General features: G+C 61.8%; 20 protein-coding genes. 13 read left to right on the top strand and 7 right to left on the bottom strand.

Annotation, left to right across the window (positions count from 1 at the left end; translation table 11 throughout):
* Positions 1–149 precede the first annotated feature (149 nt).
* The 3 genes from JOY50_RS08805 (at position 150) to JOY50_RS08795 (ending at position 3,506) form a co-directional block, all read left to right on the top strand.
* Complete coding sequence (locus JOY50_RS08805) at positions 150–1,142, top strand: AraC family transcriptional regulator (RefSeq protein ID WP_132846666.1); 993 nt, start codon at positions 150–152, stop codon at positions 1,140–1,142.
* A 217-nt stretch (positions 1,143–1,359) separates the two neighbouring features.
* The gene (locus JOY50_RS08800) at positions 1,360–2,403 is read left to right on the top strand and encodes a histone deacetylase family protein (RefSeq protein WP_243055114.1); all 1,044 of its coding nucleotides are present in this window, start codon (positions 1,360–1,362) and stop codon (positions 2,401–2,403) included.
* The gene (locus tag JOY50_RS08795) at positions 2,403–3,506 is read left to right on the top strand and encodes a polyamine ABC transporter substrate-binding protein (protein WP_132846669.1); all 1,104 of its coding nucleotides are present in this window, start codon (positions 2,403–2,405) and stop codon (positions 3,504–3,506) included. Before JOY50_RS08800 ends, JOY50_RS08795 begins: the two co-directional genes overlap by 1 nt.
* Before the next feature lie 121 nt (positions 3,507–3,627).
* Here the strand turns inward: JOY50_RS08795 and JOY50_RS08790 are convergent, their stop codons facing one another.
* Positions 3,628–5,157 carry a PLP-dependent aminotransferase family protein gene (locus tag JOY50_RS08790; protein ID WP_132846670.1) on the bottom strand — a complete coding sequence of 510 codons (1,530 nt, stop codon included), beginning with the start codon at positions 5,155–5,157 and terminating at the stop codon, positions 3,628–3,630.
* A 90-nt stretch (positions 5,158–5,247) separates the two neighbouring features.
* Here JOY50_RS08790 and JOY50_RS08785 point away from each other — a divergent pair, with 90 nt between their 5' ends.
* Genes JOY50_RS08785 through JOY50_RS08775 form a run of 3 tightly spaced genes read left to right on the top strand, consistent with a single transcriptional unit; the run spans position 5,248 to position 7,015 of the window.
* The gene (locus JOY50_RS08785) at positions 5,248–5,877 is read left to right on the top strand and encodes an FMN-binding negative transcriptional regulator (protein ID WP_132846671.1); all 630 of its coding nucleotides are present in this window, start codon (positions 5,248–5,250) and stop codon (positions 5,875–5,877) included.
* A 12-nt stretch (positions 5,878–5,889) separates the two neighbouring features.
* The gene (locus tag JOY50_RS08780; RefSeq protein WP_132846672.1) at positions 5,890–6,336 is read left to right on the top strand and encodes a GNAT family N-acetyltransferase; all 447 of its coding nucleotides are present in this window, start codon (positions 5,890–5,892) and stop codon (positions 6,334–6,336) included.
* Positions 6,337–6,343: 7 nt separating this feature from the next.
* On the top strand, positions 6,344–7,015 hold the full coding sequence (locus JOY50_RS08775; RefSeq protein WP_243055113.1) for a GNAT family N-acetyltransferase: 672 nt from the start codon (positions 6,344–6,346) through the stop codon (positions 7,013–7,015).
* Positions 7,016–7,199: 184 nt separating this feature from the next.
* On the opposite strand, the gene oadA is transcribed toward JOY50_RS08775, so the two are convergent.
* Positions 7,200–9,005 (bottom strand): sodium-extruding oxaloacetate decarboxylase subunit alpha, encoded by a 1,806-nt coding sequence (oadA, locus tag JOY50_RS08770; RefSeq protein ID WP_132846276.1) that lies wholly within the window; start codon positions 9,003–9,005, stop codon positions 7,200–7,202.
* 11 nt (positions 9,006–9,016) lie between these two features.
* Positions 9,017–10,432, bottom strand: coding sequence for an acetyl-CoA carboxylase biotin carboxylase subunit (locus tag JOY50_RS08765; RefSeq protein ID WP_132846277.1), 1,416 nt, complete (start codon positions 10,430–10,432; stop codon positions 9,017–9,019).
* A 188-nt stretch (positions 10,433–10,620) separates the two neighbouring features.
* On the opposite strand from JOY50_RS08765, the gene JOY50_RS08760 reads away from it, so the two are divergent.
* Complete coding sequence (locus JOY50_RS08760) at positions 10,621–11,583, top strand: LysR family transcriptional regulator (protein WP_019470254.1); 963 nt, start codon at positions 10,621–10,623, stop codon at positions 11,581–11,583.
* Here the strand turns inward: JOY50_RS08760 and JOY50_RS08755 are convergent.
* Both JOY50_RS08755 and hexR read right to left on the bottom strand, forming a co-directional pair.
* Positions 11,525–11,743, bottom strand: coding sequence for a PA3496 family putative envelope integrity protein (locus tag JOY50_RS08755; protein WP_080956833.1), 219 nt, complete (start codon positions 11,741–11,743; stop codon positions 11,525–11,527). The genes JOY50_RS08760 and JOY50_RS08755 overlap by 59 nt on opposite strands.
* Before the next feature lie 215 nt (positions 11,744–11,958).
* Positions 11,959–12,825, bottom strand: coding sequence for a transcriptional regulator HexR (hexR, locus tag JOY50_RS08750; RefSeq protein WP_016489869.1), 867 nt, complete (start codon positions 12,823–12,825; stop codon positions 11,959–11,961).
* Between the two features lie 103 nt (positions 12,826–12,928).
* On the opposite strand from hexR, the gene zwf reads away from it, so the two are divergent.
* The 5 genes from zwf (at position 12,929) to JOY50_RS08725 (ending at position 18,593) form a co-directional block, all read left to right on the top strand.
* Positions 12,929–14,371 carry a glucose-6-phosphate dehydrogenase gene (zwf, locus tag JOY50_RS08745; protein ID WP_132846278.1) on the top strand — a complete coding sequence of 481 codons (1,443 nt, stop codon included), beginning with the start codon at positions 12,929–12,931 and terminating at the stop codon, positions 14,369–14,371.
* 89 nt (positions 14,372–14,460) lie between these two features.
* Entirely contained in the window at positions 14,461–14,778 is a 318-nt protein-coding gene (locus JOY50_RS08740) for a hypothetical protein (RefSeq protein ID WP_132846279.1), read from the top strand.
* Between the two features lie 118 nt (positions 14,779–14,896).
* The gene (uvrD, locus tag JOY50_RS08735; RefSeq protein ID WP_019470257.1) at positions 14,897–17,083 is read left to right on the top strand and encodes a DNA helicase II; all 2,187 of its coding nucleotides are present in this window, start codon (positions 14,897–14,899) and stop codon (positions 17,081–17,083) included.
* Positions 17,084–17,215: 132 nt separating this feature from the next.
* The gene (locus JOY50_RS08730) at positions 17,216–18,070 is read left to right on the top strand and encodes a Tim44 domain-containing protein (protein WP_132846280.1); all 855 of its coding nucleotides are present in this window, start codon (positions 17,216–17,218) and stop codon (positions 18,068–18,070) included.
* Between the two features lie 115 nt (positions 18,071–18,185).
* Positions 18,186–18,593 (top strand): SMI1/KNR4 family protein, encoded by a 408-nt coding sequence (locus JOY50_RS08725; RefSeq protein ID WP_016489874.1) that lies wholly within the window; start codon positions 18,186–18,188, stop codon positions 18,591–18,593.
* A gap of 196 nt (positions 18,594–18,789) precedes the next feature.
* Here JOY50_RS08725 and JOY50_RS08720 read toward each other — a convergent pair whose 3' ends face one another.
* Complete coding sequence (locus JOY50_RS08720; protein WP_132846281.1) at positions 18,790–20,550, bottom strand: cation:proton antiporter; 1,761 nt, start codon at positions 20,548–20,550, stop codon at positions 18,790–18,792.
* A 342-nt stretch (positions 20,551–20,892) separates the two neighbouring features.
* On the opposite strand from JOY50_RS08720, the gene JOY50_RS08715 reads away from it, so the two are divergent.
* Positions 20,893–21,378, top strand: a complete 486-nt coding sequence (locus JOY50_RS08715) for an acyl-CoA thioesterase (protein ID WP_019470261.1) — start codon at positions 20,893–20,895, stop codon at positions 21,376–21,378.
* On the opposite strand, the gene pdxY is transcribed toward JOY50_RS08715, so the two are convergent.
* Positions 21,375–22,247: a pyridoxal kinase PdxY gene (gene pdxY, locus JOY50_RS08710; protein ID WP_132846282.1), complete on the bottom strand. Its 873-nt coding sequence runs from the start codon at positions 22,245–22,247 to the stop codon at positions 21,375–21,377. The two genes, JOY50_RS08715 and pdxY, sit on opposite strands and share 4 nt — an antisense overlap.
* Between the last annotated feature and the right edge of the window lie 24 nt (positions 22,248–22,271).

Raw genomic sequence — 22,271 nt, 5'->3', positions numbered from 1 at the left:
CCAGGTTAAGGGACTAGACACCTCTCAACCTTTCAAGGCCCGAGCGATTGCTTCGGGCCTTTTTTTGCCTGATGGATTTTGCCTGGAAGCCCGGTTATCGGCACACAACTTGCTCCATAATGCGTCCCAGGCCCACGGGATTACCCAGCATGCTGCACAGCCACCTGACCACCCTTAACGCAGTTTCGCTGATCCTCAACGTGTTCCAGGCAGACGGTTGCGAGGCTTCGGCGCTGCTGGCCGGCAGCGGCATTGGCCCGGCAGACCTGGGGCACGCCGATGCGCGCATCACCACCCAGCAGGAACTGCAGGTGTGCGCCAACGCCGTGGCCCGGCGCGAGGACATCGGCCTGGAACTGGGCCGCCGTATGCACGTGTCGTGCTACGGCATGCTCGGTTACGCCCTGCTCTCCAGTGCCACTTTGGGTGACGCCTTGCGCCTGGCGCTGCAGTATCCGGCACTGCTGGGAACAGTCTTCAAGCTGCGCTTGCTCGACGATGGCCAGCGCGTCTGGTTCAGCGCCAGCGAGTACCACGACAGCCCGGCGCTGAGCGCTTTCAACGCCGAGTTCTGCCTGGTGTCGCTGAAAGTCATCTGCGATGACCTGCTTGGCCGCCCGCTACCATTGCTGGGCGCCCGCTTCGAGCACCCACGACCCGGCTACCACGCGCGCTATGCCGATGCATTCCAGTGCCCGGTCGGTTTTGCCGCCCAGGACAATGCCTTTGCCTTCGAACGGCGCTGGCTGGATACGCCGCTGCCGCTGGCCGACCCAATTACCCACAAGGCCATGAGCGAGCGCTGCCGGCGCCTGAACCTTGAGTTCACCGGCCGTCAGGCCTGGCTGGGGCGGATCCGTCAGTTGCTTACGCAGCAACTGGATGCCGCGCCTGGGCTGGAAGGCCTGGCACGGCAGATGAACTGCTCGTCGCGCACCTTGCGCCGGCATCTACAGGCGCTGGGCAGCAGTTATCAACAGCTGCTGGACGAGCTCAGGTTCGAACGGGCCAAGCAGTTGCTGGCCGATGAGCAGATGCCCATCTACCGTATTGCCGAAACGTTGGGATTCAGCGAGACAGCCAGCTTCCGCCATGCCTTCCAACGCTGGAGTGGTGTGGCACCCAGCCACTTCCGCGGTTGACCTGTTCCGGCCCTATCGCCGGCAAGCCAGCTCCCACAGGTACTGCGCTGCATTCAAGGCCTGTGCGGTACTTGTGGGAGCTGGCTTGCCGGCGATAGGGCCAGCACAGACCAATCAACCTTGGCCACATCGATCCCCTTTTGGCCACTTGCGTCGTTCTCCGCTACTGACCCGCCCATGACAATGGACCCACGCCAGTACCCAACGGAGAACAACAATGCTGACGATCTATTCCGATGACCACCGCCTGCACCATGGCCGCTGCGAGCTGATCGACGGCAAGCTGATGCCCTGTTTTGAAATGCCTTCGCGCGCCGACCATGTGCTCGACCAGGTGAAAAAGCGCAACCTCGGCGATATCCAGGGCCCAACCGACTTCGGACGGGCGCCATTGCTGCGCGTCCACAGCGCCGATTACCTGAATTTCTTCGAAGGCGCCTGGGCCCGCTGGGCTGCACTGGGCCAGGAAGGCGACCTGCTGCCGTTCACCTGGCCTGCTCGCACCTTGCGCCAGGTCAAACCCACTGGCCTGCACGGTGAGTTGGGCTATTACAGCTTCGATGCCGGTGCGCCGATCACCGCTGGCACCTGGCAAGCGGCCTACAGCGCCGCCCAGGTCGCCCTTACCGCTCAGGCAGCGATCCAGCAAGGCGCCCATTCGGCCTTTGCCCTGTGCCGTCCGCCAGGGCACCACGCCGCCGGCGAAGTAATGGGCGGCTACTGCTACCTGAACAACGCCGCCATTGCCGCTCAGGCTTTCATCGACCAAGGCCGACGCAAGGTCGCCATCCTTGACGTCGACTACCACCACGGCAACGGCACTCAAGACATCTTCTACAGCCGCGACGACGTGTTCTTCGCTTCGATCCACGGCGACCCGCAGGACGAGTTCCCGTTCTTCCTCGGCTACGCCGACGAAACCGGCGAAGGTGCCGGCGAGGGCTGCAACATCAACTACCCCTTGCCGGCCGGCAGCGACTGGGGCGCCTGGAACGCTGCGCTGGAAGATGCCTGCCAGCGCATCGCCCGCTATGACGCCGACGTGCTGGTCATCTCGTTGGGTGTGGACACGTTCAAGGATGACCCCATCTCACAGTTCAAGCTGGACAGCCCGGACTACCTGGAAATGGGCAAGCGCATCGGCCAGCTCGGCAAGCCGACCCTGTTCGTGATGGAAGGCGGCTACGCTGTGGAAGAAATCGGTATCAACGCGGTCAATGTGCTGGAAGGCTTCCAGCGCGCCCAGCCAGGAGCCCGGTAATGGTCCGACTCAAGCGTCTGCTCGCCCCGTTCATCGCTGCCACCCTGTTCACCGGCGCCCTGCAAGCCCAGGCCGAGCAGCGCACCTTGCGTGTGTATAACTGGTTCGATTACATCACCCCGCAGACCTTGACCGACTTCCAGAAGGACAGCGGCGTCAAACTGATCTACGACATCTTCGACACCAACGAAGCGCTGGAGGCCAAGCTGCTCACCGGCAACTCCGGCTATGACGTGGTGGTGCCGTCCAACGTGTTCCTCGCCAAGCAGATCGAGGCCGGGGTATTCCAGCCGCTGGACCGCAGCAAGCTGCCGAACTGGCAACACCTGGACCCGGCGCTGATGAAACTGATCGAGGCAAACGACCCGGGCAACAAGTTTGCCGTACCGTACATGTACGGCACCGTGCTGATCGGCTTCAACCCGGCCAAGGTCAAGGCGGCACTCGGCGACAGCGCGCCGGTAGACAGCTGGGACCTGATCTTCAAGGAAGAGAACATCGCCAAGCTCAAGCAGTGCGGCGTGGCCCTGCTCGACTCGCCTTCGGAAATTCTGCCGCTGGCCCTGCAGTACCTGGGCTTGCCACCGAACAGTGACAAACCGGCCGACTACAAGAAGGCTGAGGCACTGATGCTGAAGATTCGCCCGTACATCACCTACTTCCACTCCTCGAAGTACATGGCAGACATCGCCAATGGCGATATCTGCGTGGCGGTGGGCTACAGCGGCAGCTTCTCGCAGGCCGCCAACCGCGCCCGCGAAGCCAAGAACGACGTGGTGGTGGACATGCGCCTGCCCAAGGAAGGCGCGCCGATCTGGTTCGACATGCTGGCGATTCCAAAGAATGCGGCCAACCCGGAAGATGCCCATACGTTCATCAACTACCTGCTGCGGCCGGAGGTGATTGCGCCGATCAGCGACTTTGTCGGGTACCCCAACCCGAACAAGGATGCGACCGACAAGGTGAACCCGGCGATTCGCAACAACCCCAACCTGTACCCGACGGCAGAGGCGATGGCCAAGCTGTATACCCTCAAGCCATTGGCGAGGGATGCAGAGCGGGCCAGGACCCGGGCCTGGACGCGGATCAAGTCCGGCACCTGATATAGCGCCGTGGGCTGCCTTGCAGCCCAATCGCCGGCCAGCCAGCTCCCACATTGATTGCATGCCACGCGGACTCTGTGGGAGCTGGCTTGCCGGCGATTGGGCCGCACAGCGGCCCCATTCACCTTCTCCAGGCCTTACGCAGTTTCATCAGCGCCTCGGCAATCTCCCCCTCTGGCACCGCCGCGAAGCCCAGCACCAGCCCCGCCCGCTTATCCACAGGCACCGCGCTGTCCGCCAACCAGAAATTACTCAGCGGCGTAACCTCCACACCCACCGCTTCAGCCTTGGCCACCAGTTCCTGCTCACGCGCAAAGTTATCCACATCGACCTTCACATGCAGCCCGGCCGCCACTGCCGGCATGGCGCCCAAACCTGGAATATCCACAGGCCAGCCTGCCTTGAGCACATTGCGTCGGCTCAACGCTGCCTTGCGCATGCGCCGGATATGCCGCTGAAAGTGCCCGCGGGCGATGAACTCGGCCATCACGCATTGGCTGCTGACCTCAGAATGGCGCACCGCAAGCGCCTTGCCCTGGCTGAACGCCTGCGCCAACTGTGGTGGTAGTACCAGATAGCCGAGGCGCAGCGCCGGGAAGGCAATCTTGCCGAAGGTGCCGACGTACAGCACCCGCCCGTGCCGGTCGAGCGCCGCCAACGGAGCCAAAGGCGCGCCGCTGTATCGGTACTCGCCGTCGTAGTCGTCCTCGATGATCCAGCCATCGTTGCGGTCAGCCCAGGCCAGCAGTTCCAAGCGACGCGCCAGGCTCATGGTTACCCCGGTCGGGTATTGATGAGCAGGCGTCACGTACGCCAGCCGGCAATCCTCCAACTGCCCGAGCCGGCCGCAGTCCATCCCCTCTCCATCCACCGGTACGCCAAGCACTCGGCCACCCGCCAGTGCGAAGGCATGGCCAGCCGCCCGATAGCCCGGGTTTTCCACAGCCACCGCGTCACCTGGCTGCAACAGCAACTGTGCACAAAGGCTGATGGCCTGCTGTGCACCACTGGTGATCACAATTTGTTCAGCCATGCAACTCAACCCACGCGAGCGACGCAAGTAGGCAGCGATCAGTTCGCGCAGCACCGGCTCGCCCGCCGGGTCGCCATAACCCAGTTGTGCGGGGCTCGGATTACGCCAGAAACCCGCCTGCAGCTTGGCCCAGACGTCAAACGGGAACAGGTCGAATGCTGGAATACCCACGCGAAAAGCACGAGGCTGACCGCTCCTTGGCGGCGGCAAGTGGTTGGTTTTCAGCCGCTGCAAAGCTTCACTGGAACATCGGTTGCTGGATAAATCCTCAGTGTCTTTTACTGAAAATGTGGATAAGTCTGTTGATAACCCATGGGATAACCCTGTGGATACTTGTGTGGATAGTTTTGGTAGCCGGCTTACATAGGTGCCATCGCCCACCCGGCTTTCGATGTAGCCCTCGGCGTACAACTGATCATAGGCCCGCACCACGCTGTTGCGTGACAGCACCAGCATGGTGGCCAACTCGCGGGTGGCCGGCAGCCGGGTACCGCTGCTCAGGCGGCCGTCCAGCACTCGCGCGCGCAGCGCCTGGTACAGCTGCTGGCTGAGCCCGCGGCGGCGGTCCAGGGCGATCCCGGAAGGGTCGAAGGGCAAAACAAGGGGGCTATCACTCATGGCATTGGACCTACGAAAACAGGCAGTAATGGCTCTTACCCAGAACCAATAGCCTGCCTAGGATGGCACCATTGCACAAGGAAACCGAGCATGTACAACAGCAAACCCCACCAGGAACACGACCTCGGCCGCCTGCACCAGCACATGCTCGACACCCGCCTGGCCATGCTGGTCAGCCAAGGCGAGCAAGGCCTGCTGGCCACCCACCTGCCGGTGCTGGTCGATACCACCGAAGGCGAGTTCGGCACCGTCTATGCGCACCTGGCACGGGCCAACCGCCAATGGCAGGACCTGGCACAAGGTGGCGAAGCCCTGCTGGTCTTCCCCGGCGCCGATGCCTATGTCAGCCCCGGCTACTACCCAAGCAAAGCCGATAACCCCAAGGTCGTGCCGACCTGGAACTACCTGGCCGTACACGCCTATGGCCCGGCCGAAGTCATCCATGAAGCCGAGTCTCTGCTCGCTATCGTCAGCCGCCTGACCGAGCGCCACGAACAAGGCCGCAACGAACCGTGGAGCGTCACCGACGCCCCGGCTGACTACATCGAGGGCATGCTCCGCGCCATCGTCGGTATCCGCCTGCCTATCGCCCGCCTGCAAGGTGCGCGCAAGCTCAGCCAGAACCGCTCCGAGCAAGACATCTCGGGCGTGCGCGAAGGCCTGAGCGCCAGCCCCGATCAACTGGACAACCAACTCGCGGCGCACATGCGTCAACTGTGAAGGAATAGCCCCATGCCCAGCGTTACCCTGCGCCCCGTCAGCGCCCAAGACCATGCCGCCTGGCTCGCCCTGTGGCAGGCCTACCTGCACTTCTATGAAACCGAGTTGGCCGATGAAGTCAGCCTGAGCACCTGGCAGCGCCTGCTCGACCCAAGTGAGCCGACCCATTCGGCACTGGCCTGGGTCGATGGCAAGGCGGTGGGGATGGTCAACTTCATCTACCATCGTTCCAACTGGAGCATCGAAAACTCCTGCTACCTGCAGGACCTGTACGTGGACAGCTCGCAACGCGGCCTGGGTATTGGTCGCCAGCTGATCGAGCACGTCTACACCACAGCCAAGGCCGACAACTGCATCAAGGTGCACTGGCTGACCCACGAAACCAATGCCACCGCCATCAGCCTGTATCAGCAGGTTGCCGAGCGCTCGGGCTTCATCCAATTCCGCAAAGGCTTGTAGGCCGAACATGACAGACGCATTGAACTGGAAACCAGCTGCAACGCCCCAGGCCGAGCCCATTGAAGGTCGTTTCATCCGCCTGGAAAAGCTCGACCCGGCGCGCCATGGCGACGACCTCTGGGAAGTGCTGCAAGGCCCAACCGCCGATCCGGTGCTGTGGGACTACCTGCCCTACGGCCCGTTCGCCGAACGTGCTGCCTTCGACCGCTGGCTGGAAGGCAACGCCGCGGGGCGCGACCCGCTGTTCTATACCGTCATCGACCGCCCCAGCGGCCAGGCCCAAGGCATTCTCAGCCTGATGTCGATCGTGCCCGACCACGGCCGCATCGAAATCGGCCACATCGCTTTCGGCGCCGCCATGCAGCGCACACCCAAGGGCACCGAGGCGGTGTACCTGCTGGGCAAGCTGGGCTTCGAACTGGGCAACCGCCGGCTGGAGTGGAAGTGCAACAACGCCAATGCCCGCTCCAAGCGCGCGGCGCAACGGTTCGGCTTCGTCTACGAAGGGGTATTCCGCAAGCACCTGGTGGTGAAGGACCATAACCGCGATACGGCGTGGTATTCGATCACCGATGATGAGTGGCCGGCGGTGGCTGCCGGGTTCGAGCGGTGGTTGAGCGAGGAAAATCAGCAGCCGGGAGGCCAGGTAGAAACGCTTGAGGCATGCCGTAAAAGCTGACAAATGTGGCTGATCAGCTGGCCTCTTCGCGGGTAAACCCGCTCCCACAGGTTCACCACTGACCTCAAGGCTTGTGGAAATCCTGTGGGAGCGGGTTTACCCGCGAAGAGGCCGGCAAATACAGCACAAAAAAAGGGGAGCATCCGCTCCCCAGAGGTTAACTGCTTGTAGATGAGGGCTTATTTCAGCCTTCGATCTCGATCAGGATCTCACCCGGCGTCACGCGATCGCCCTTGGCCACATGGATGGCCACGACCTTGCCGGCGATGGCCGCCTGCACTTCGGTTTCCATCTTCATGGCTTCGGTGATTAGCACGGCCTGGCCAGCCTTGACCACGTCACCTTCCTTGACCAGTACATCGACGATGTTGCCTGGCATGTTGGTGCTGACGTGGCCTGGGTCGGTGGCTTGCTTGCGCTTGCTGCCGCCGCCGACGAACTCGTTGAGTGGCTCGAACACCACTTCTTCCGGCATGCCGTCGATAGACAGGTAGAAGTGGCGCTTGCCTTCAGCCTTCACACCCACGCCGGTGATGTCGACGCGGTAGGTTTCGCCGTGCACGTCGATGACAAATTCGGTCGGTACGCCTTCGCCGCCTGGCGCAGAAACGGCGCCAGCCTCCGGAATCGGCAACAGGGCTTCCGGGGTGAGGGTACCGGCTTCGCGTTCTTCGAGGAACTTGCGGCCAATGTCCGGGAACATGGCAAAAGTCAGCACGTCTTCTTCACTGCGGGCCAGGGCGCCGATGTCGTTACGCAGCTTGGCCATCTCTGGTTTCAGCAGGTCGGCCGGGCGCACGTCGATCACTTCTTCGCTGCCGATGGCCTGGCGGCGCAGCTGCTCGTTGACCACACCCGGGGCCTTGCCGTAACCCCCTTGCAGGTACAGCTTCACTTCGTTGGTGATGGTCTTGTAGCGCTCGCCGGCCAGCACGTTGAAGAACGCCTGGGTGCCGACGATCTGCGAGGTCGGCGTCACCAGCGGCGGGAAGCCGAGGTCTTCACGCACACGCGGGATCTCTGCCAGCACTTCGTTCATGCGGTTGAGCGCGCCCTGTTCCTTGAGCTGGTTGGCCAGGTTGGAAATCATCCCGCCGGGCACCTGGTTGACCTGCACGCGGGTGTCCACGGCGGTGAACTCGCTTTCGAACTGGTGGTACTTCTTGCGCACGGCGTAGAAGTACAAGCCGATTTCCTGCAGCAGCTCCAGGTCCAGGCCGGTGTCGAACTCGCTGCCCTTGAGCGCAGCAACCATCGACTCGGTACCCGGGTGGCTGGTGCCCCAGGCGAAGCTGGAGATCGCGGTGTCGATGTGGTCGGCGCCGTTTTCCACCGCTTTCAGCTGGCACATGGCGGCCAGGCCGGCGGTGTCGTGGGAGTGGATGAACACCGGCAGCGACTGCTCGGCCTTCAGCGCCTTGACCAGTTCACCAGCGGCGAATGGGGTCAGCAGGCCGGCCATGTCCTTGATTGCCACCGAGTCGCAACCCATGGCTTCCATCTGCTTGGCCTGGGCAACAAAGGCGTCGATGGTGTGCACAGGGCTGACCGTGTAGGCGATGGTGCCCTGGGCGTGCTTGCCGGCGGCCTTGACCGCTTCGATGGCCACGCGCAGGTTACGCACGTCGTTCATGGCGTCGAAGATGCGGAACACATCGATGCCATTGACTGCGGCCTTGGCGACGAAGGCTTTGACCACGTCGTCGCTGTAGTGGCGGTAGCCCAGCAGGTTCTGGCCGCGCAGCAGCATTTGCAGGCGGGTGTTGGGCAGGGCTGCGCGCAGCTTGCGCAGGCGCTCCCATGGGTCTTCCTTGAGGAAGCGCACGCAGGCGTCGAAGGTGGCGCCGCCCCAGACTTCCAGCGACCAGTAGCCGACTTTGTCGAGCTTTTCGCAGATCGGCAGCATGTCTTCGGTACGCATGCGGGTGGCCAGCAGGGACTGGTGGGCGTCGCGCAGGATCGTGTCGGTTACGTGAATTTTCTTGGACATTATAGGTTTCCTCACAGGCCTGCGTGGGCGGCGATGGCGGCGGCGATGGCCAGGGCCAGCTCTTCGGGTTTGCGCTTGATCGAGTAGTTGGTCAGTTCAGGGTGGCTTTCGACGAAGCTGGTATTGAACTGGCCGCTACGGAATTCCGGGTTGCGCAGGATTTCCTGGTAGTAGGCGGCAGTGGTCTTCACCCCTTGCACGCGCATGTCGTCCAGGGCTCGCAGGCCGCGGTCCATGGCTTCTTCCCAGGTTAACGCCCACACCACCAGTTTCAGGCACATGGAGTCGTAGAACGGCGGAATGGTGTAGCCGGTGTAGATCGCTGTATCAGTACGCACACCTGGGCCGCCGGGGGCGTAGTAACGGGTGATCTTGCCGAAGCTGGGCAGGAAGTTGTTCTTCGGGTCTTCCGCGTTGATGCGGAACTGCAACGCGTAACCGCGGTGCTGGATGTCTTCCTGCTTGACCGACAGCGGCAGGCCCGAGGCGATGCGAATCTGCTCACGGACAATGTCGATACCGCTGATTTCCTCGGTGATGGTGTGCTCCACCTGCACCCGGGTGTTCATTTCCATGAAGTACACCTCGCCATCGGCGAGCAGGAACTCCACGGTGCCGGCGTTCTCGTAGTTCACCGCCTTGGCTGCACGCACCGCCAGGTCGCCGATGTAGGCGCGCTGCTCGGGCGTGAGCTGTGGGCTTGGGGCAATTTCGATAAGCTTCTGGTTACGGCGCTGGATCGAGCAGTCGCGCTCGAACAGGTGCACCACGTTGCCGAAGCTGTCACCGAGGATCTGTGCCTCGATATGCTTGGGGTTGACGATGCATTTTTCCAGGAACACTTCGGCCGAACCAAAGGCCTTGGTGGCCTCGGAAATCACCCGTGGGAAGTTCTGTTCCAGCTCTTCGCGGCTGTTGCAACGGCGAATACCGCGGCCGCCGCCACCGGAGGTGGCCTTGAGCATCACCGGGTAACCGATGCGCTCACCTTCGCTCAGGGCTTCATGAATATCGGCAACGTTGCCTTCGGTGCCCGGGGTTACCGGCACACCGGCGGCAATCATGGTGCGGCGCGCTTCGGTCTTGTCGCCCATGCGGCGAATGACGTCGGCGGCAGGGCCGATGAACTTGATCCCGCGTTCGGCGCAGATCTCTGCCAGTTCAGCGTTTTCCGACAGGAAACCATAGCCCGGGTGCAGGGCATCACAGCCGGTTTCCACAGCCAGGTTCACCAGCTTGCGCGGGTTCAGATAACCGGCCAGCGGCTCGGCACCAATGCTGTGGGCTTCGTCGGCGCGCTTGACGTGCAAGGCGTGCCGATCGGCGTCGGAATAGATCGCTACCGAGCGTATGCCCATCTCGGCGCAGGCACGCACGATCCGAACTGCGATTTCACCTCGGTTGGCGATCAGGATTTTTTTTATCACTGGAGTCTTCCCAAAGCCGTAGGAACAGTCGAGCCGGTTCTACCGGTCGGCGTGACCAGACGTTGCTGGCCAGTCGCGTATTCACCCTAGCGCTGTGGGTCGATAAACAAAAATCAATATTTGTTAGAGGCAGTATTAGCAAAAGCTTATAGTGCGGTAACAAGGTATTGCCAAAGGGCGGGTGTAAAATGCGTAAGTCCTTGATGCGTATGACTTTGCGTCAATTGCAGATCTTCAATGAGGTGTGCGATTTGCGCTCGTACAGCCGTGCGGCGGAGGAGATGTCCCTGACGCAACCCGCCGTTAGTCTACAGATCCGCCAGCTCGAAGAACTGATCGGCCAGCCGTTGTTCGAGTACGTGGGCAAAAAGCTCTACCTGACCGAAGCGGCCGAAGCCCTGCAACGTGCCAGCCGCGACATCTTCGGGCGGCTCGAGAGCCTGGACATGCAGCTGTCGGATATGCAGGGCTCACTGCAGGGCCAACTCAAACTGGCGATCGAGTCCAGCGCCAAGTACTTCGTGCCACACCTGTTCGCCGCCTTCAAGCAGCGTCACCCGGAGGTCAACCTGACCCTGACGGTGGTCAATCGTGCCCAGGCCATCCGCCGCCTTTCGGACAACCGCGACGACATCATCATCATGTCGATGGTGCCGCAGGACATGGGCCTGGAGTTTCTGCCGTTCCTCAACAACCCGATCATCGCGGTGGCACCGCCCGAGCACCCGCTGTGCAAGCTTGAGCAGCTGCGCCTTCAGGACCTGGAGCCTCATACCCTGCTGGTACGCGAGCAAGGCTCAGGCACGCGCAAGGCCTGCGAGGAGTATTTCAAAGACAAGCGCGTGCATTTCACCCAGACCCTGGAAGTGGCCTCGGCCGATGCCCAGTGCGAATGCGTGATCGCCGGCCTGGGGATTGCCCTGCTGACGCGCCATGCGGTCAACCTGGAGCTGGCCACCGGTGCGCTGAAGGAGTTACCGGTGGAAGAGCTGCCGTTGTACCGCAGCTGGTGCGTGGTGCAGTCCAAGGCCAAGCGGCAGTCGCCGGTGGCATTGGCGTTTCTGGCGTTCATCCGCAGCGAACGTGCGTTGATCAGTGCGCTGGTTGAGCGTTTTTCGGGGAAGTTGCCCCTGAAGACTGCCACACTGTAAGTGCTTGCAACTCGGGATAGTCCACCAACTCGCGCAGCAGTTGACGTTGGTCGCAATAGGTCTCGATCGCGCGGCGGTATTCCATGCGGCGCTGATCCTTTTCCTGCTGCTTGCGAGCTTTGGCGTTGGGTTGGTAGATACCGTCGTGGTCACGTGCCATTGCCTGTCTCCCAGATAGGATGCGGGAGTTTCAGACTGGCCTTGAAGGTTTACGGTTTGGCTGTGGAATGGTGACAAAACAGTTAAATCTGCTTCGCCTATGCTGGCCCTTTCGCGGGTAAACCCGCTCCCACAGGGAGAGCGCCGACTTCAAGAGGTGCGCAGTACCTGTGGGAGCGGGTTTACCCGCGAAAGGGCCTGCGCAGAGAAAGAAAATCAGTCGTCTGTAGCCTTGATCGACTTGGGCGACAAACGCAGGCTGCGCAAGCTGCGCTTTACGCTTTTCAGGTGGTTGACCAGGCTCGGGCCGCGCGCCATGGCCACGCCCATGGCCAGCACGTCGATCACCACCAGGTGAGCGATCCGCGAGGTCAGCGGGGTGTAGATTTCGGTGTCTTCGTGCACGTCGATCGCCAGGTTCACGGTCGACAGCTCGGCCAGCGGCGTCTGGCTTGGGCACAGGGTAATCAGGTTGGCACCGCTTTCACGCACCAGGTTGGCGGTGATCAGCAGGTCCTTGGAACGGCCCGACTGGGAAATGCACACCGCCACATCGCCAGGCCTCAAGGTTACTGCCGACATCGCCTGCATGTGCGGGTCGGAATACGCGGCCGCACTGAGCAGCAGGCGGAAGAACTTGTGCTGGGCGTCCGCCGCGACCGCGCCGGATGCACCAAAGCCATAGAACTCCACACGCTGCGCCTGAGCCATGGCGCTCACGGCCTGCTGCAGCGCATGCGGGTCGAGGTGCTCGCGCACTTCCATCAGCGTGTGCAGGGTAGTGTCGAAAATCTTCAGGCTGTAGTCGGCAACCGAGTCATCTTCATGGATGGCAAACTGCCCGAAACTGGCCCCGGCGGCCAGGCTTTGCGCCAGTTTCAACTTCAGGTCCTGGAAGCCCGAGCAACCGATGGCCCGGCAAAAACGCACGATGGTCGGTTCGCTGATACCCACGCTGTGCGCCAGGTCGGCCATGGAGCTGTGCATGACCGCAGCCGGGTCGAGCAGCACGTGGTCGGCCACTTTGAGTTCCGATTTGCGCAGCAGGTGGCGCGATTGGGCGATATGTTGCAACAGATTCACGGGCTGGACTCGGTTATGATCGACTGGCCGGGTTGTAGCTTTCTTGTAGTTATACTACATGGACGCCAACCCGCCCAGTTAAACGAACGTGGAGAGTGGCGGTTTGACTATTCCTTGCGACATTCTGGTGTTCGGTGGCACCGGCGATCTGGCCCTGCACAAACTCCTCCCGGCGCTCTATCACTTGTATCGCGAGGCGCGCCTGAACAACGCGGTACGCATCATCGCCCTCGCCCGCCGCAACATAAGCCGTAACGAATACCTCAAGCTCGCAGAACGCCATTGCCGGGCTCAGATTGCCCGCAATGACTTCGACGAAGACGTATGGCAACGCTTTGCCGCGCGCCTCGACTACTTCGCCATGGATGCATCGCAAAGCGCCGACTTCGGCCGCCTGGCGCGCTACCTGGGCGAACCTGGCGGGCTGACGCGCATTTTCTACCTGGCCACCGCTCCCAACCTGTTCGTGCCGATTGCCAACCACCTGCGTAACGCAGGCCTGGCCGACCCCGAAGCGCGCATCGTGCTGGAAAAGCCGATTGGTCACTCGCTGGCCTCGGCCACCGCCATCAACGAAGCGATTGGCGCAGTGTTCGACGAAAACCAGGTATTTCGCATTGACCACTACCTGGGCAAGGAGACCGTGCAGAACCTGATGGCTCTGCGCTTCGCCAACGCCCTGCTTGAGCCGGTGTGGCGCAACAATCAGGTCGACCACGTACAGATCAGCGTTTGCGAAACCTTGGGGGTAGAGAACCGCGGCGGCTACTACGACCGCGCCGGGGCAACCCGCGACATGTTGCAAAACCACCTGCTGCAGCTGCTGTGCCTAGTGGCCATGGAGCCGCCTGCACAGTTCGAGGCTGAAGCGGTGCGCGACGAAAAGGTAAAGGTGCTGCGGGCCCTCAAGCCGATCACCGGCCAGGACGTGCAGGACAAGACCGTGCGCGGCCAGTACGGTGCCGGGCATATCGGCGGCCAGGAGGTGCCGGCCTATTACTTCGAAAAGGACGTCGACAACGACAGCGATACCGAAACCTTCGTGGCCATCGAAGCGCACATCGACAACTGGCGCTGGGCAGGTGTGCCCTTTTACCTGCGCACCGGCAAACGCATGGCACGGCGCTCGTCGCAGATCGTCATTCAGTTCAAGCCAGTGCCCCACGAGCTGTTCAGCGGTGGCCAGGTCAACCAGCTGTTGATACAGCTGCAACCGGATGAACGCATCAGCCTGCGCATGATGACCAAGAGCCCAGGCAGGGGCATGCGGCTGGAACCGGTCGAGCTGGACCTGAACCTGGCTCAGGTGTTCAGCCAGACCCGCCGCTGGGAAGCTTACGAACGGCTGCTTCTGGACATCGTGGAGGGTGATTCGACACTGTTCATGCGCCGTGATGAAGTAGAGGCGGCCTGGCACTGGGTCGACCCGGTAATCAAGGGTTGGCAGGAACACTTTCAGGCGCCACGCCACTATGCCGCCGGCAGCAATGGCCCGGAACAGGCCGTTAGCCTGCTGGCCAGGCATGGCAGGCATTGGTACAGCTGAAGCGCTTCGCTCTGCTTTGCCGGTAGGTGCTGCAAGCAATCTGTCGTTCGGAAGGTGCACACCGCGCTTTCCAGGACAGGAGTTTTACCATGATCATCGAATGCAAAGACTGGCAAGCCCAGCACGACAAAATGCCACCTGGCACTCGCCTGCGGGTGAACGGGACCATCACCGTAAGCCACCCAGGCATAGTGCCGGTACTGGTCAAGCGCAGAAGGCAGGACAAGTCCTTTGCACTGGCCCTGGAGCTTGAACTGCAGCAACAGGACGGTAACTTCACACAGGTTGTGTGCGACAAGGAAGTGACGTTCGAAACGCAAGACGAGCACGGCCTGATCCCGAGGGTGGACATTATCCACGACGGTAAACTGATCGCCTGCATCACCGACATCGTGGAAACCCATTGATGTAGACACGGTGGTTACTGCAGGCGGATGGCCTGCAGTGGCCGCTTTGCAGGCCTTGCGGGGTGAATATTCATACAGTGCCATTTACCCTTCCCCTGCTGCGCCCTAGAATGGCCCGATGCACACAGATGACCTCTCCCTCCTGCTGAACTCCCTCAACGATGCTCAACGCCAGGCCGTCGCGGCCAAGCTCGGGCGTCAACTGGTGCTTGCTGGCGCCGGCTCCGGTAAAACCCGCGTGCTGGTGCACCGCATTGCCTGGCTGATCCAGGTGGAGCAAGCATCGCCGCACTCGATCCTGTCGGTGACGTTCACCAACAAGGCGGCGGCAGAAATGCGCCATCGGATCGAGCAACTGCTGGGGATCAACCCGGCAGGCATGTGGGTCGGCACCTTCCACGGCCTGGCCCATCGCCTGCTGCGGGCCCACTGGCAGGAAGCGCGGCTGGTGCAGAACTTCCAGATCCTCGACAGCGATGACCAGCAGCGCCTGATCAAGCGGGTCATGCGCGAGTTGGGCCTGGACGAGCAGAAGTGGCCGGCACGCCAGGCCCAGTGGTTCATCAACGGGCAGAAGGACGAAGGCCTGCGCCCGCAGCATATACAGGCGGGGGGCGACCTGTTCCTGGCGACCATGCGCGAGGTGTATACAGCCTACGAACAGGCCTGTGAGCGCGCCGGGGTCATCGACTTCTCCGAACTGTTGCTGCGTGCACTTGACCTGTGGCGCGACCACCCGGGCCTGCTTGAGCACTACCAGCGGCGCTTCCAGCATGTGCTGGTAGATGAGTTCCAGGACACCAACGCCGTGCAGTACGCCTGGCTGCGCCTGCTGGCGCGCGGTGGTGCCAGCCTGATGGCGGTGGGCGACGACGACCAGTCTATCTACGGCTGGCGCGGTGCCAAGATCGAGAACATTCACCAGTACACCGCCGACTTCCCTGACGCCGAAATGATCCGCCTGGAGCAGAACTACCGCTCCACCGGCGGCATCCTCAAGGCCGCCAACGCCCTGATCGTCAACAACAGCGGGCGCCTGGGCAAAGAACTGTGGACCGACATGGGCGAAGGCGAACCGCTGACCCTGTACGCGGCCTACAACGAACACGACGAAGCGCGCTACGTGGTGGAAACCATCGAAAGCCTGGTCAAACAGGGCAATGCGCGCAACGAAATCGCCATCCTGTACCGCTCCAACGCCCAATCGCGGGTGCTGGAAGAAGCCCTGCTGCGCGAGCGTATCCCCTACCGTATCTATGGTGGCCAGCGCTTCTTCGAACGCGCCGAAATCAAGAACGCCATGGCTTACCTGCGGCTGATCGAAGGGCGTGGCAACGATGCAGCCCTGGAGCGGGTGATCAACGTGCCGCCACGCGGCATTGGCGAGAAAACCGTCGAAGCCATCCGCGAGCATGCCCGCCACAGCCAGGTATCGATGTGGGAAGCCATGTGCCAGCTGCTGGCTGCCAAGGCCCTGAAGGGCCGCGCCGCCAGCGCCCTGGGTGCCTTCATCGAGCTGATCGAGGGGTTGGCCACCAAGGTCACGGACATGCCGCTGCATACCATGACCCAGACCACCATCGAGCAGTCCGGGCTGATTACCTATCACCAGGAAGAAAAGGGTGAAAAGGGCCAGGCACGGGTAGAAAACCTTGAGGAACTGGTGAGCGCGGCGCGCAACTTCGAGTCCACCGACGAAGACGCCGATCTTTCGCCGCTTTCGGCCTTCCTCGGCCATGCCTCGCTCGAAGCCGGCGATACCCAGGCCGACGAACACGAAGACAGCGTCCAGCTGATGACCTTGCACAGCGCCAAGGGCCTGGAGTTCCCGTATGTATTCCTGGTGGGCATGGAAGAAGGCCTGTTCCCGCACAAGATGAGCCTGGAAGAACCCGGCCGCCTGGAAGAGGAACGCCGCCTGGCCTATGTGGGGATTACCCGCGCCATGCGCCAGCTGGTCATGACCTACGCCGAAACACGTCGCCTGTATGGCAGCGAGACCTACAACAAGGTGTCGCGTTTCGTACGTGAAATTCCGGCAGGCCTGATTCAGGAAGTGCGCCTGTCCAACAGCGTCAGCCGCCCGTTCAGTGGGGCCAAGACGGCCACCAACAGCAACCTGTTCGCCAATGCCAACATTCCGCAGACGGCGTTCAACCTCGGTCAGCGTGTGCAACATGCGGTGTTTGGCGAAGGCGTGATCCTCAACTTCGAGGGTTCGGGCGCCCAGGCACGGGTGCAGGTGAACTTTGCCGAAGGCAGCAAGTGGCTGATGCTGGGGTATGCCAAGCTTGAGGCCATCTGAAGAACAAGGCCGCCCTGTCGGGGGGCCTTGTAACATTCAGGCAAAAGCTCGAAACACTATGTCGCTGGTCATGTGCGCGGGAACCTGTGCACCATGACGCGCGTGCAATCCACAACAGGGGATATCCCACTTATGCAACGTTTTCTTAGCATCGCACTGGCGCTCTGCGTTGGCCTGACGCTGAGCCTGGACGCCAACGCCAAGCGTTTCGGCGGCGGCAAGAGCTCGGGCTCCGCGCCTATCCACCAGACCCGCCAGGCTACGCCAACCACGCCTGCCGCCGCACCGGCTGCCGCACCTGGTCGTGCAGCTCCGGCCGCCAGCGGTGCTTCGCGCTGGCTGGGCCCACTGGCCGGCCTGGCCGCCGGTGGTCTGCTGGCGTCCATGTTCATGGGCGACGGTTTCGAAGGCTTCCAGATCATGGACTTCCTGATCGTGGCGCTCATCGCCTTCCTGGTGTTCCGCTTCATTGCCGCACGCCGCCGCCAGCAGCAGCCGCAAGTGGCCATGCCAGGCCATGCGCCGATGCAGCGTGAAGCTCACAACCAGCCTGCACAGCCATCGGTGTTTGGTGGTTCGGCCGCACCTGCCGCCGCCGCCCCGGTGATCAACGCCCCGGCCTGGTTCAACGAGCAAAGCTTCCTGGCTGCTGCCCGTAACCACTTCCAGTCGCTGCAGCAGCACTGGGATGCCAACGAAATGGACAAGATCACCGAGTTCGTTACCCCGCAAATGCTCGAGTTCCTCAAGCGTGAGCGTGCTGAACTGGGTGACGGCTTCCAGTCCACCTATATCGACAACCTCGAAGTACAGCTGGACGGTATCGACGACCGCGCCGACCGTACAGACGCCACCTTGACCTTCCGCGGCGTGTCGAAAAACTCGCGCTTCGACCAGGGCGAGGTGTTCAGCGAAAGCTGGCACATGGTTCGCGCCCCAGGCGAAAACCAGCCTTGGCTGGTCGCCGGTATCCGTCAAAACGGCTAACCGCTGCGTGCTGCACAAAAAAACCCCGGGCCTGTCCCGGGGTTTTTGCTTTTGCCAGAGTGGCCTACTAGGGTATAACGCGCAGCGTTGTCATCTAGGTCAGAGGAAGTGAACCGTGGAAGAAGTGATCGAACAACTCCGTGAAGCCAATCAGCCAGTGCCGGTGCCCCTTGAGCTTCCCGACGAGGACCAGTTGGTCGAAATCGAAGAAGAGCTGTTCATCAACATACCGTTCGTGTTCAAAGAGTTTCTACTGACCGTCAGCGACGTGGTGTATGGCTCGCTGGAGCCGGTGACTGTCACCGACCCACAATCGCACACCTACCTGCCCGACGTCGCCGCCAACGCCTGGGATGCCGGCGTGCCGCGTGACCTGATTCCGCTGTGCCAGGACGGCGACAACTACTACTGCGTAGAAGAAGACGGCACCGTGGTGCTGTGGGATGCAGAAGAGGAAATCGCCGGTGAAGACAGCTGGGAATCGGTGTGGCACTGGGCGCGGGATGTCTGGCTGGAGAGCTGATTTCAATCTCTGCAGCGCCTGTGCGATACCTGTGGGAGCGGCAAGCCTGCGAAGAGGCCGGTGCAAGCACAGGAAAATTTATGGCCCAGTGCCATCAATGTAGCTAGAATCGCCAGGCTTTCTGCGCCTGGCGACATTGCTACCGCTCCATCCCCTCGGACGACGATGAAATCTTGCGCAGGGAGCTTTGTTCCCTTCAGTGCGTATTCTCGCGACTGTTTTCCAGCGTCTCCAGCAAGGCAATCTGCATGCGCGTATGCACGCGGATGAACCAGCGCCACAACAAGGCCACCACCACCGCGGCCACTACGGCAATCACCAGCAGTAACTCGCTGGTGGGCAGAATGCTTGCCGACAATGCCGACAGCAGCAGGAAAATCACCAGCAGCGACAACAGCGGGATAACCTCGGCGATCACGCGGCGCACACGCTGGGTATGCCGCCCGGCCATTTCCGGCTTCACGCCCATTTCTGCCAGCAGCATCGACAGTGCCTTGAGCTTGCGATAGGCCGCGATCAGGAACGGCAGCGACAGCAGCAACGCCGCCCCCCAGATAACCGCCTTCTGTTGGCTGGCGTCGCTGACCCACTCGCTGAGCCAGTTGCCGATCCGCTCTGCAAAGTACCCACCACTGAAGAAGATGGCGATCACCAGCGCCAGGTTCACCCCCACCTGCAACAGGATACGGCGGATCATCGCCGCCAGCATGGCGCTCTCGCCCTGCGGCTGGATGTTGCGCAACCACTCGCCATACAACGAAAGCACCCGCGCCAGGCGGCTGGGCACAACATTGCCAAGCTTCTGCGACAGCGGGTCGGCCGCACGGATCAGATAAGGCGTCAGCAGCGTGGTAATTGCCGATACTGCGACCGCGACCGGGTAAAGGAAGTCGCTGGTCACCTGCAAGGTCATGCCCAGCGCCGCGATGATGAAGGAGAACTCGCCAATCTGCGAAAGCCCCATGCCCACCCGCAGCGACGTGCGGCCGTCATTGCCGGCAATGAATGCCCCCATGCCACAGGAGAGCATTTTGCCCAGTACCACCGCCAGGGTGATGACCACGATTGGCCAGGCGTAATCGACGAGCACTTGAGGGTCGATCATAAGGCCGATGGCGACGAAGAAGATGGCGCTGAACAGGTCGCGGACCGGCTCGATCAGCCGTTCGATCTTCAGCAACTGACGTGATTCGGCCATGATCGCGCCAATCAGGAAAGCGCCCAGCACCATGCTGTATTCCAGCTTCACCACCAACAGGCAGAAGCCGAAGCACAGGCCAAGCACGGTGATCAGGAGCATTTCGTTGCTTTCGAACTTGGCCACGTAGGCCAGCAGCCGCGGCACCAGCAGGATGCCGATGACCAAGGCAACGATCATGAACAGCGACAGCTTGCCCACAGTGGAGAACACTTCGCCCGAGCTGACCGTGCCGCTGACAGCGATGCCGGACAGCAGCGCGATTATGCCGATACCGAGGATGTCCTCCACGATGAGCACGCCGAAGATCAACTGGGCAAAGCGCTCGTTCTTCATCTTCAGGTCATTCAGTGCCTTGACGATGATGGTGGTCGAGGAAATGGCCAGGATAGCGCCGAGGAAAAGCGAATCCATGGTGTTCCAGCCGAACCAGCGGCCAATCTCGAAGCCGATCCAGATCATCAGCACGATTTCCAGGAACGCCGCGATGAACGCCGTGGCGCCGACCTTGAACAGCTTGCGCAGGCTGAATTCGAGCCCCAGGCAGAACATCAGGAAGATCACCCCCAGTTCGGCAAGGGTCTTGATGGTGTCTTCGTCATGGATCAGGCCGAATGGCGGGGTGTGCGGGCCAATGATGAAGCCGGCGACAATATAGCCCAGCACCACGGGCTGCTTTAGGCGGTGAAAGAGAATGGTGACCACGCCAGCGACCATCATGATGACTGCCAGGTCCTGGATAAAGCTGATGGCATGCATGGCGTGATACTCCTTTTCTCGTCTTTTTATGGATGCCTGGGCAGACCGCTCCTCTGCCAAGGCAAACCCGAGCGAGCAGCAAGTACATACTGTATTGAATGCAGGAAAGCCCATGTTGCATGGGCGTACTCAGGTTAACATCGCACCCGGCCGCAAAAAGCCGGTGCAATATGCAGAAACAGATCGGCTGGAAAAGCGCCGCTGATGGCATGATCAGCGTGACGATGGCGCGTCAGCCAACGTCCCGTATCAACAAGGCAAATTCAAAAGAGGGGAACAGAAGTGTCAGCAGATAACGCCCCCCATTCGCCCGATTCAGCGCAACCTCACCGTGAGCACACTATGGAACCTGGAAACGCCCAGCTGAGCATGACCGTCCTGATGACCCCGGACATGGCCAACTTTTCTGGCAACGTACATGGCGGCACCCTGCTCAAGTACCTCGACGAAGTGGCCTATGCGTGTGCCAGCCGCTACGCCGGTAGCTATGTGGTGACCCTGTCGGTTGACCAGGTCATCTTCCGCGAGCCCGTGCACGTGGGTGAACTGGTGACCTTCCTGGCGTCGGTCAACTACACCGGCAACACCTCGATGGAAGTCGGCATCAAAGTGGTGACTGAGAACATCCGCGAGCGCTCGGTACGCCATTCCAACAGCTGCTTCTTCACCATGGTCGCGGTCGACGACAATCGCCGCCCGGTGCCGGTGCCGCCGCGCCAGCCGCACAGCAGCGAAGAAAAGCGCCGCTTCCTGCAAGGCCAGCAGCGTCGCCAGATCCGCCAGGAGCTGGAAAAGCGCTACCAGGACCTGAAAACCGACGCGAACTAAAGCGCCAGCACCTGCGCCTCGAAGCGCACCCGCGGGTGGGCGATGCGATCTTGAGCCCGTACCAGCTGCAGTTCGTAGCTGGCGCAGGCCTGGGTTTCCAGCAGCACTTCATGCACGGCTGCAGCGGTGAATTCGAACGCCTGCACCCAGCTGTCGCCGAGCAGCACGCGGGCCAGGAACAAACCTGAGGTCAGGTCACCCACCCCCACCGGCTGACGCGGGAACGCCAGCAGCGGGCGGCGCAGGTGCCAGCTTTGCTCGGCGGTCACCAGCAGCATTTCGAACTGGTCCTCGGCCCGCCCGGGGTAAACCAGGTGCTTGACCAGTACCACCTGCGGCCCACGCTGCAACAGGCTGCGCGCCATGCTCACGCAATCCTCCAGCGACTGCGCGCGGCGCCCACAGAAGCTGTCCAGCTCCAGCTGGTTGGGGCACAGGATGTCGGCCTGGGTCGCCGCCTCGTCAAGCAGGAACTCGCTGACCTCCGGTGGTACGATGCAGCCCTTCTCCGGGTGCCCCATGACCGGGTCACACAAGTACAAAGCCTTCGGGTTTACCGCCCTGATCCGCTCGACACCCGCCAGGATAGCCCGCCCCTGCTCGGCACTGCCCAGGTAGCCAGAAAGCACCGCATCGCAGTGACCCAGTTCGCCAATGTTGGAAATACCTTCCACCAACGCTGGAATTTGCGCCGGGGCAAGCACTTCACCCGCCCACTGGCCATACTGTGTGTGATTGGAGAACTGCACGGTATTGAGTGGCCAGACATTGACCCCGATACGCTGCATGGGAAACACCGCGGCGCTGTTGCCGGCGTGGCCGAACACCACATGGGACTGGATGGCGAGCAGGTGCGGGGTACGTTTCATGCGGGGGTTTCCAAAGCTGTTTCA

It is taken from the genome of Pseudomonas sp. BP01 (assembly GCF_022760795.1).
In the GTDB taxonomy this organism is placed as follows: Bacteria; Pseudomonadota; Gammaproteobacteria; order Pseudomonadales; family Pseudomonadaceae; genus Aquipseudomonas; species Aquipseudomonas putida_Q.
The sequence above is the reverse complement of the archived record's forward strand: the minus strand, read 5'-3'. Positions and strand labels throughout refer to the sequence as shown.

What these genes read in the sequence shown, in the direction of transcription:
- JOY50_RS08740 (WP_132846279.1), top strand. Translation starts at nt 14,461, where the DNA reads ATGATCATCGAATGCAAAGACTGGCAAGCCCAGCACGACAAAATGCCA.
- JOY50_RS08715 (WP_019470261.1), top strand. Translation starts at nt 20,893, where the DNA reads ATGGAACCTGGAAACGCCCAGCTGAGCATGACCGTCCTGATGACCCCG.
- JOY50_RS08795 (WP_132846669.1), top strand. Translation starts at nt 2,403, where the DNA reads ATGGTCCGACTCAAGCGTCTGCTCGCCCCGTTCATCGCTGCCACCCTG.
- JOY50_RS08775 (WP_243055113.1), top strand. Translation starts at nt 6,344, where the DNA reads ATGACAGACGCATTGAACTGGAAACCAGCTGCAACGCCCCAGGCCGAG.
- pdxY (WP_132846282.1), bottom strand. Translation starts at nt 22,247, where the DNA reads ATGAAACGTACCCCGCACCTGCTCGCCATCCAGTCCCATGTGGTGTTC.
- JOY50_RS08720 (WP_132846281.1), bottom strand. Translation starts at nt 20,550, where the DNA reads ATGCATGCCATCAGCTTTATCCAGGACCTGGCAGTCATCATGATGGTC.
- JOY50_RS08790 (WP_132846670.1), bottom strand. Translation starts at nt 5,157, where the DNA reads ATGAGTGATAGCCCCCTTGTTTTGCCCTTCGACCCTTCCGGGATCGCC.
- JOY50_RS08755 (WP_080956833.1), bottom strand. Translation starts at nt 11,743, where the DNA reads ATGGCACGTGACCACGACGGTATCTACCAACCCAACGCCAAAGCTCGC.
- JOY50_RS08805 (WP_132846666.1), top strand. Translation starts at nt 150, where the DNA reads ATGCTGCACAGCCACCTGACCACCCTTAACGCAGTTTCGCTGATCCTC.
- JOY50_RS08800 (WP_243055114.1), top strand. Translation starts at nt 1,360, where the DNA reads ATGCTGACGATCTATTCCGATGACCACCGCCTGCACCATGGCCGCTGC.
- oadA (WP_132846276.1), bottom strand. Translation starts at nt 9,005, where the DNA reads ATGTCCAAGAAAATTCACGTAACCGACACGATCCTGCGCGACGCCCAC.
- uvrD (WP_019470257.1), top strand. Translation starts at nt 14,897, where the DNA reads ATGCACACAGATGACCTCTCCCTCCTGCTGAACTCCCTCAACGATGCT.
- JOY50_RS08760 (WP_019470254.1), top strand. Translation starts at nt 10,621, where the DNA reads ATGCGTAAGTCCTTGATGCGTATGACTTTGCGTCAATTGCAGATCTTC.
- JOY50_RS08785 (WP_132846671.1), top strand. Translation starts at nt 5,248, where the DNA reads ATGTACAACAGCAAACCCCACCAGGAACACGACCTCGGCCGCCTGCAC.
- JOY50_RS08730 (WP_132846280.1), top strand. Translation starts at nt 17,216, where the DNA reads ATGCAACGTTTTCTTAGCATCGCACTGGCGCTCTGCGTTGGCCTGACG.
- JOY50_RS08780 (WP_132846672.1), top strand. Translation starts at nt 5,890, where the DNA reads ATGCCCAGCGTTACCCTGCGCCCCGTCAGCGCCCAAGACCATGCCGCC.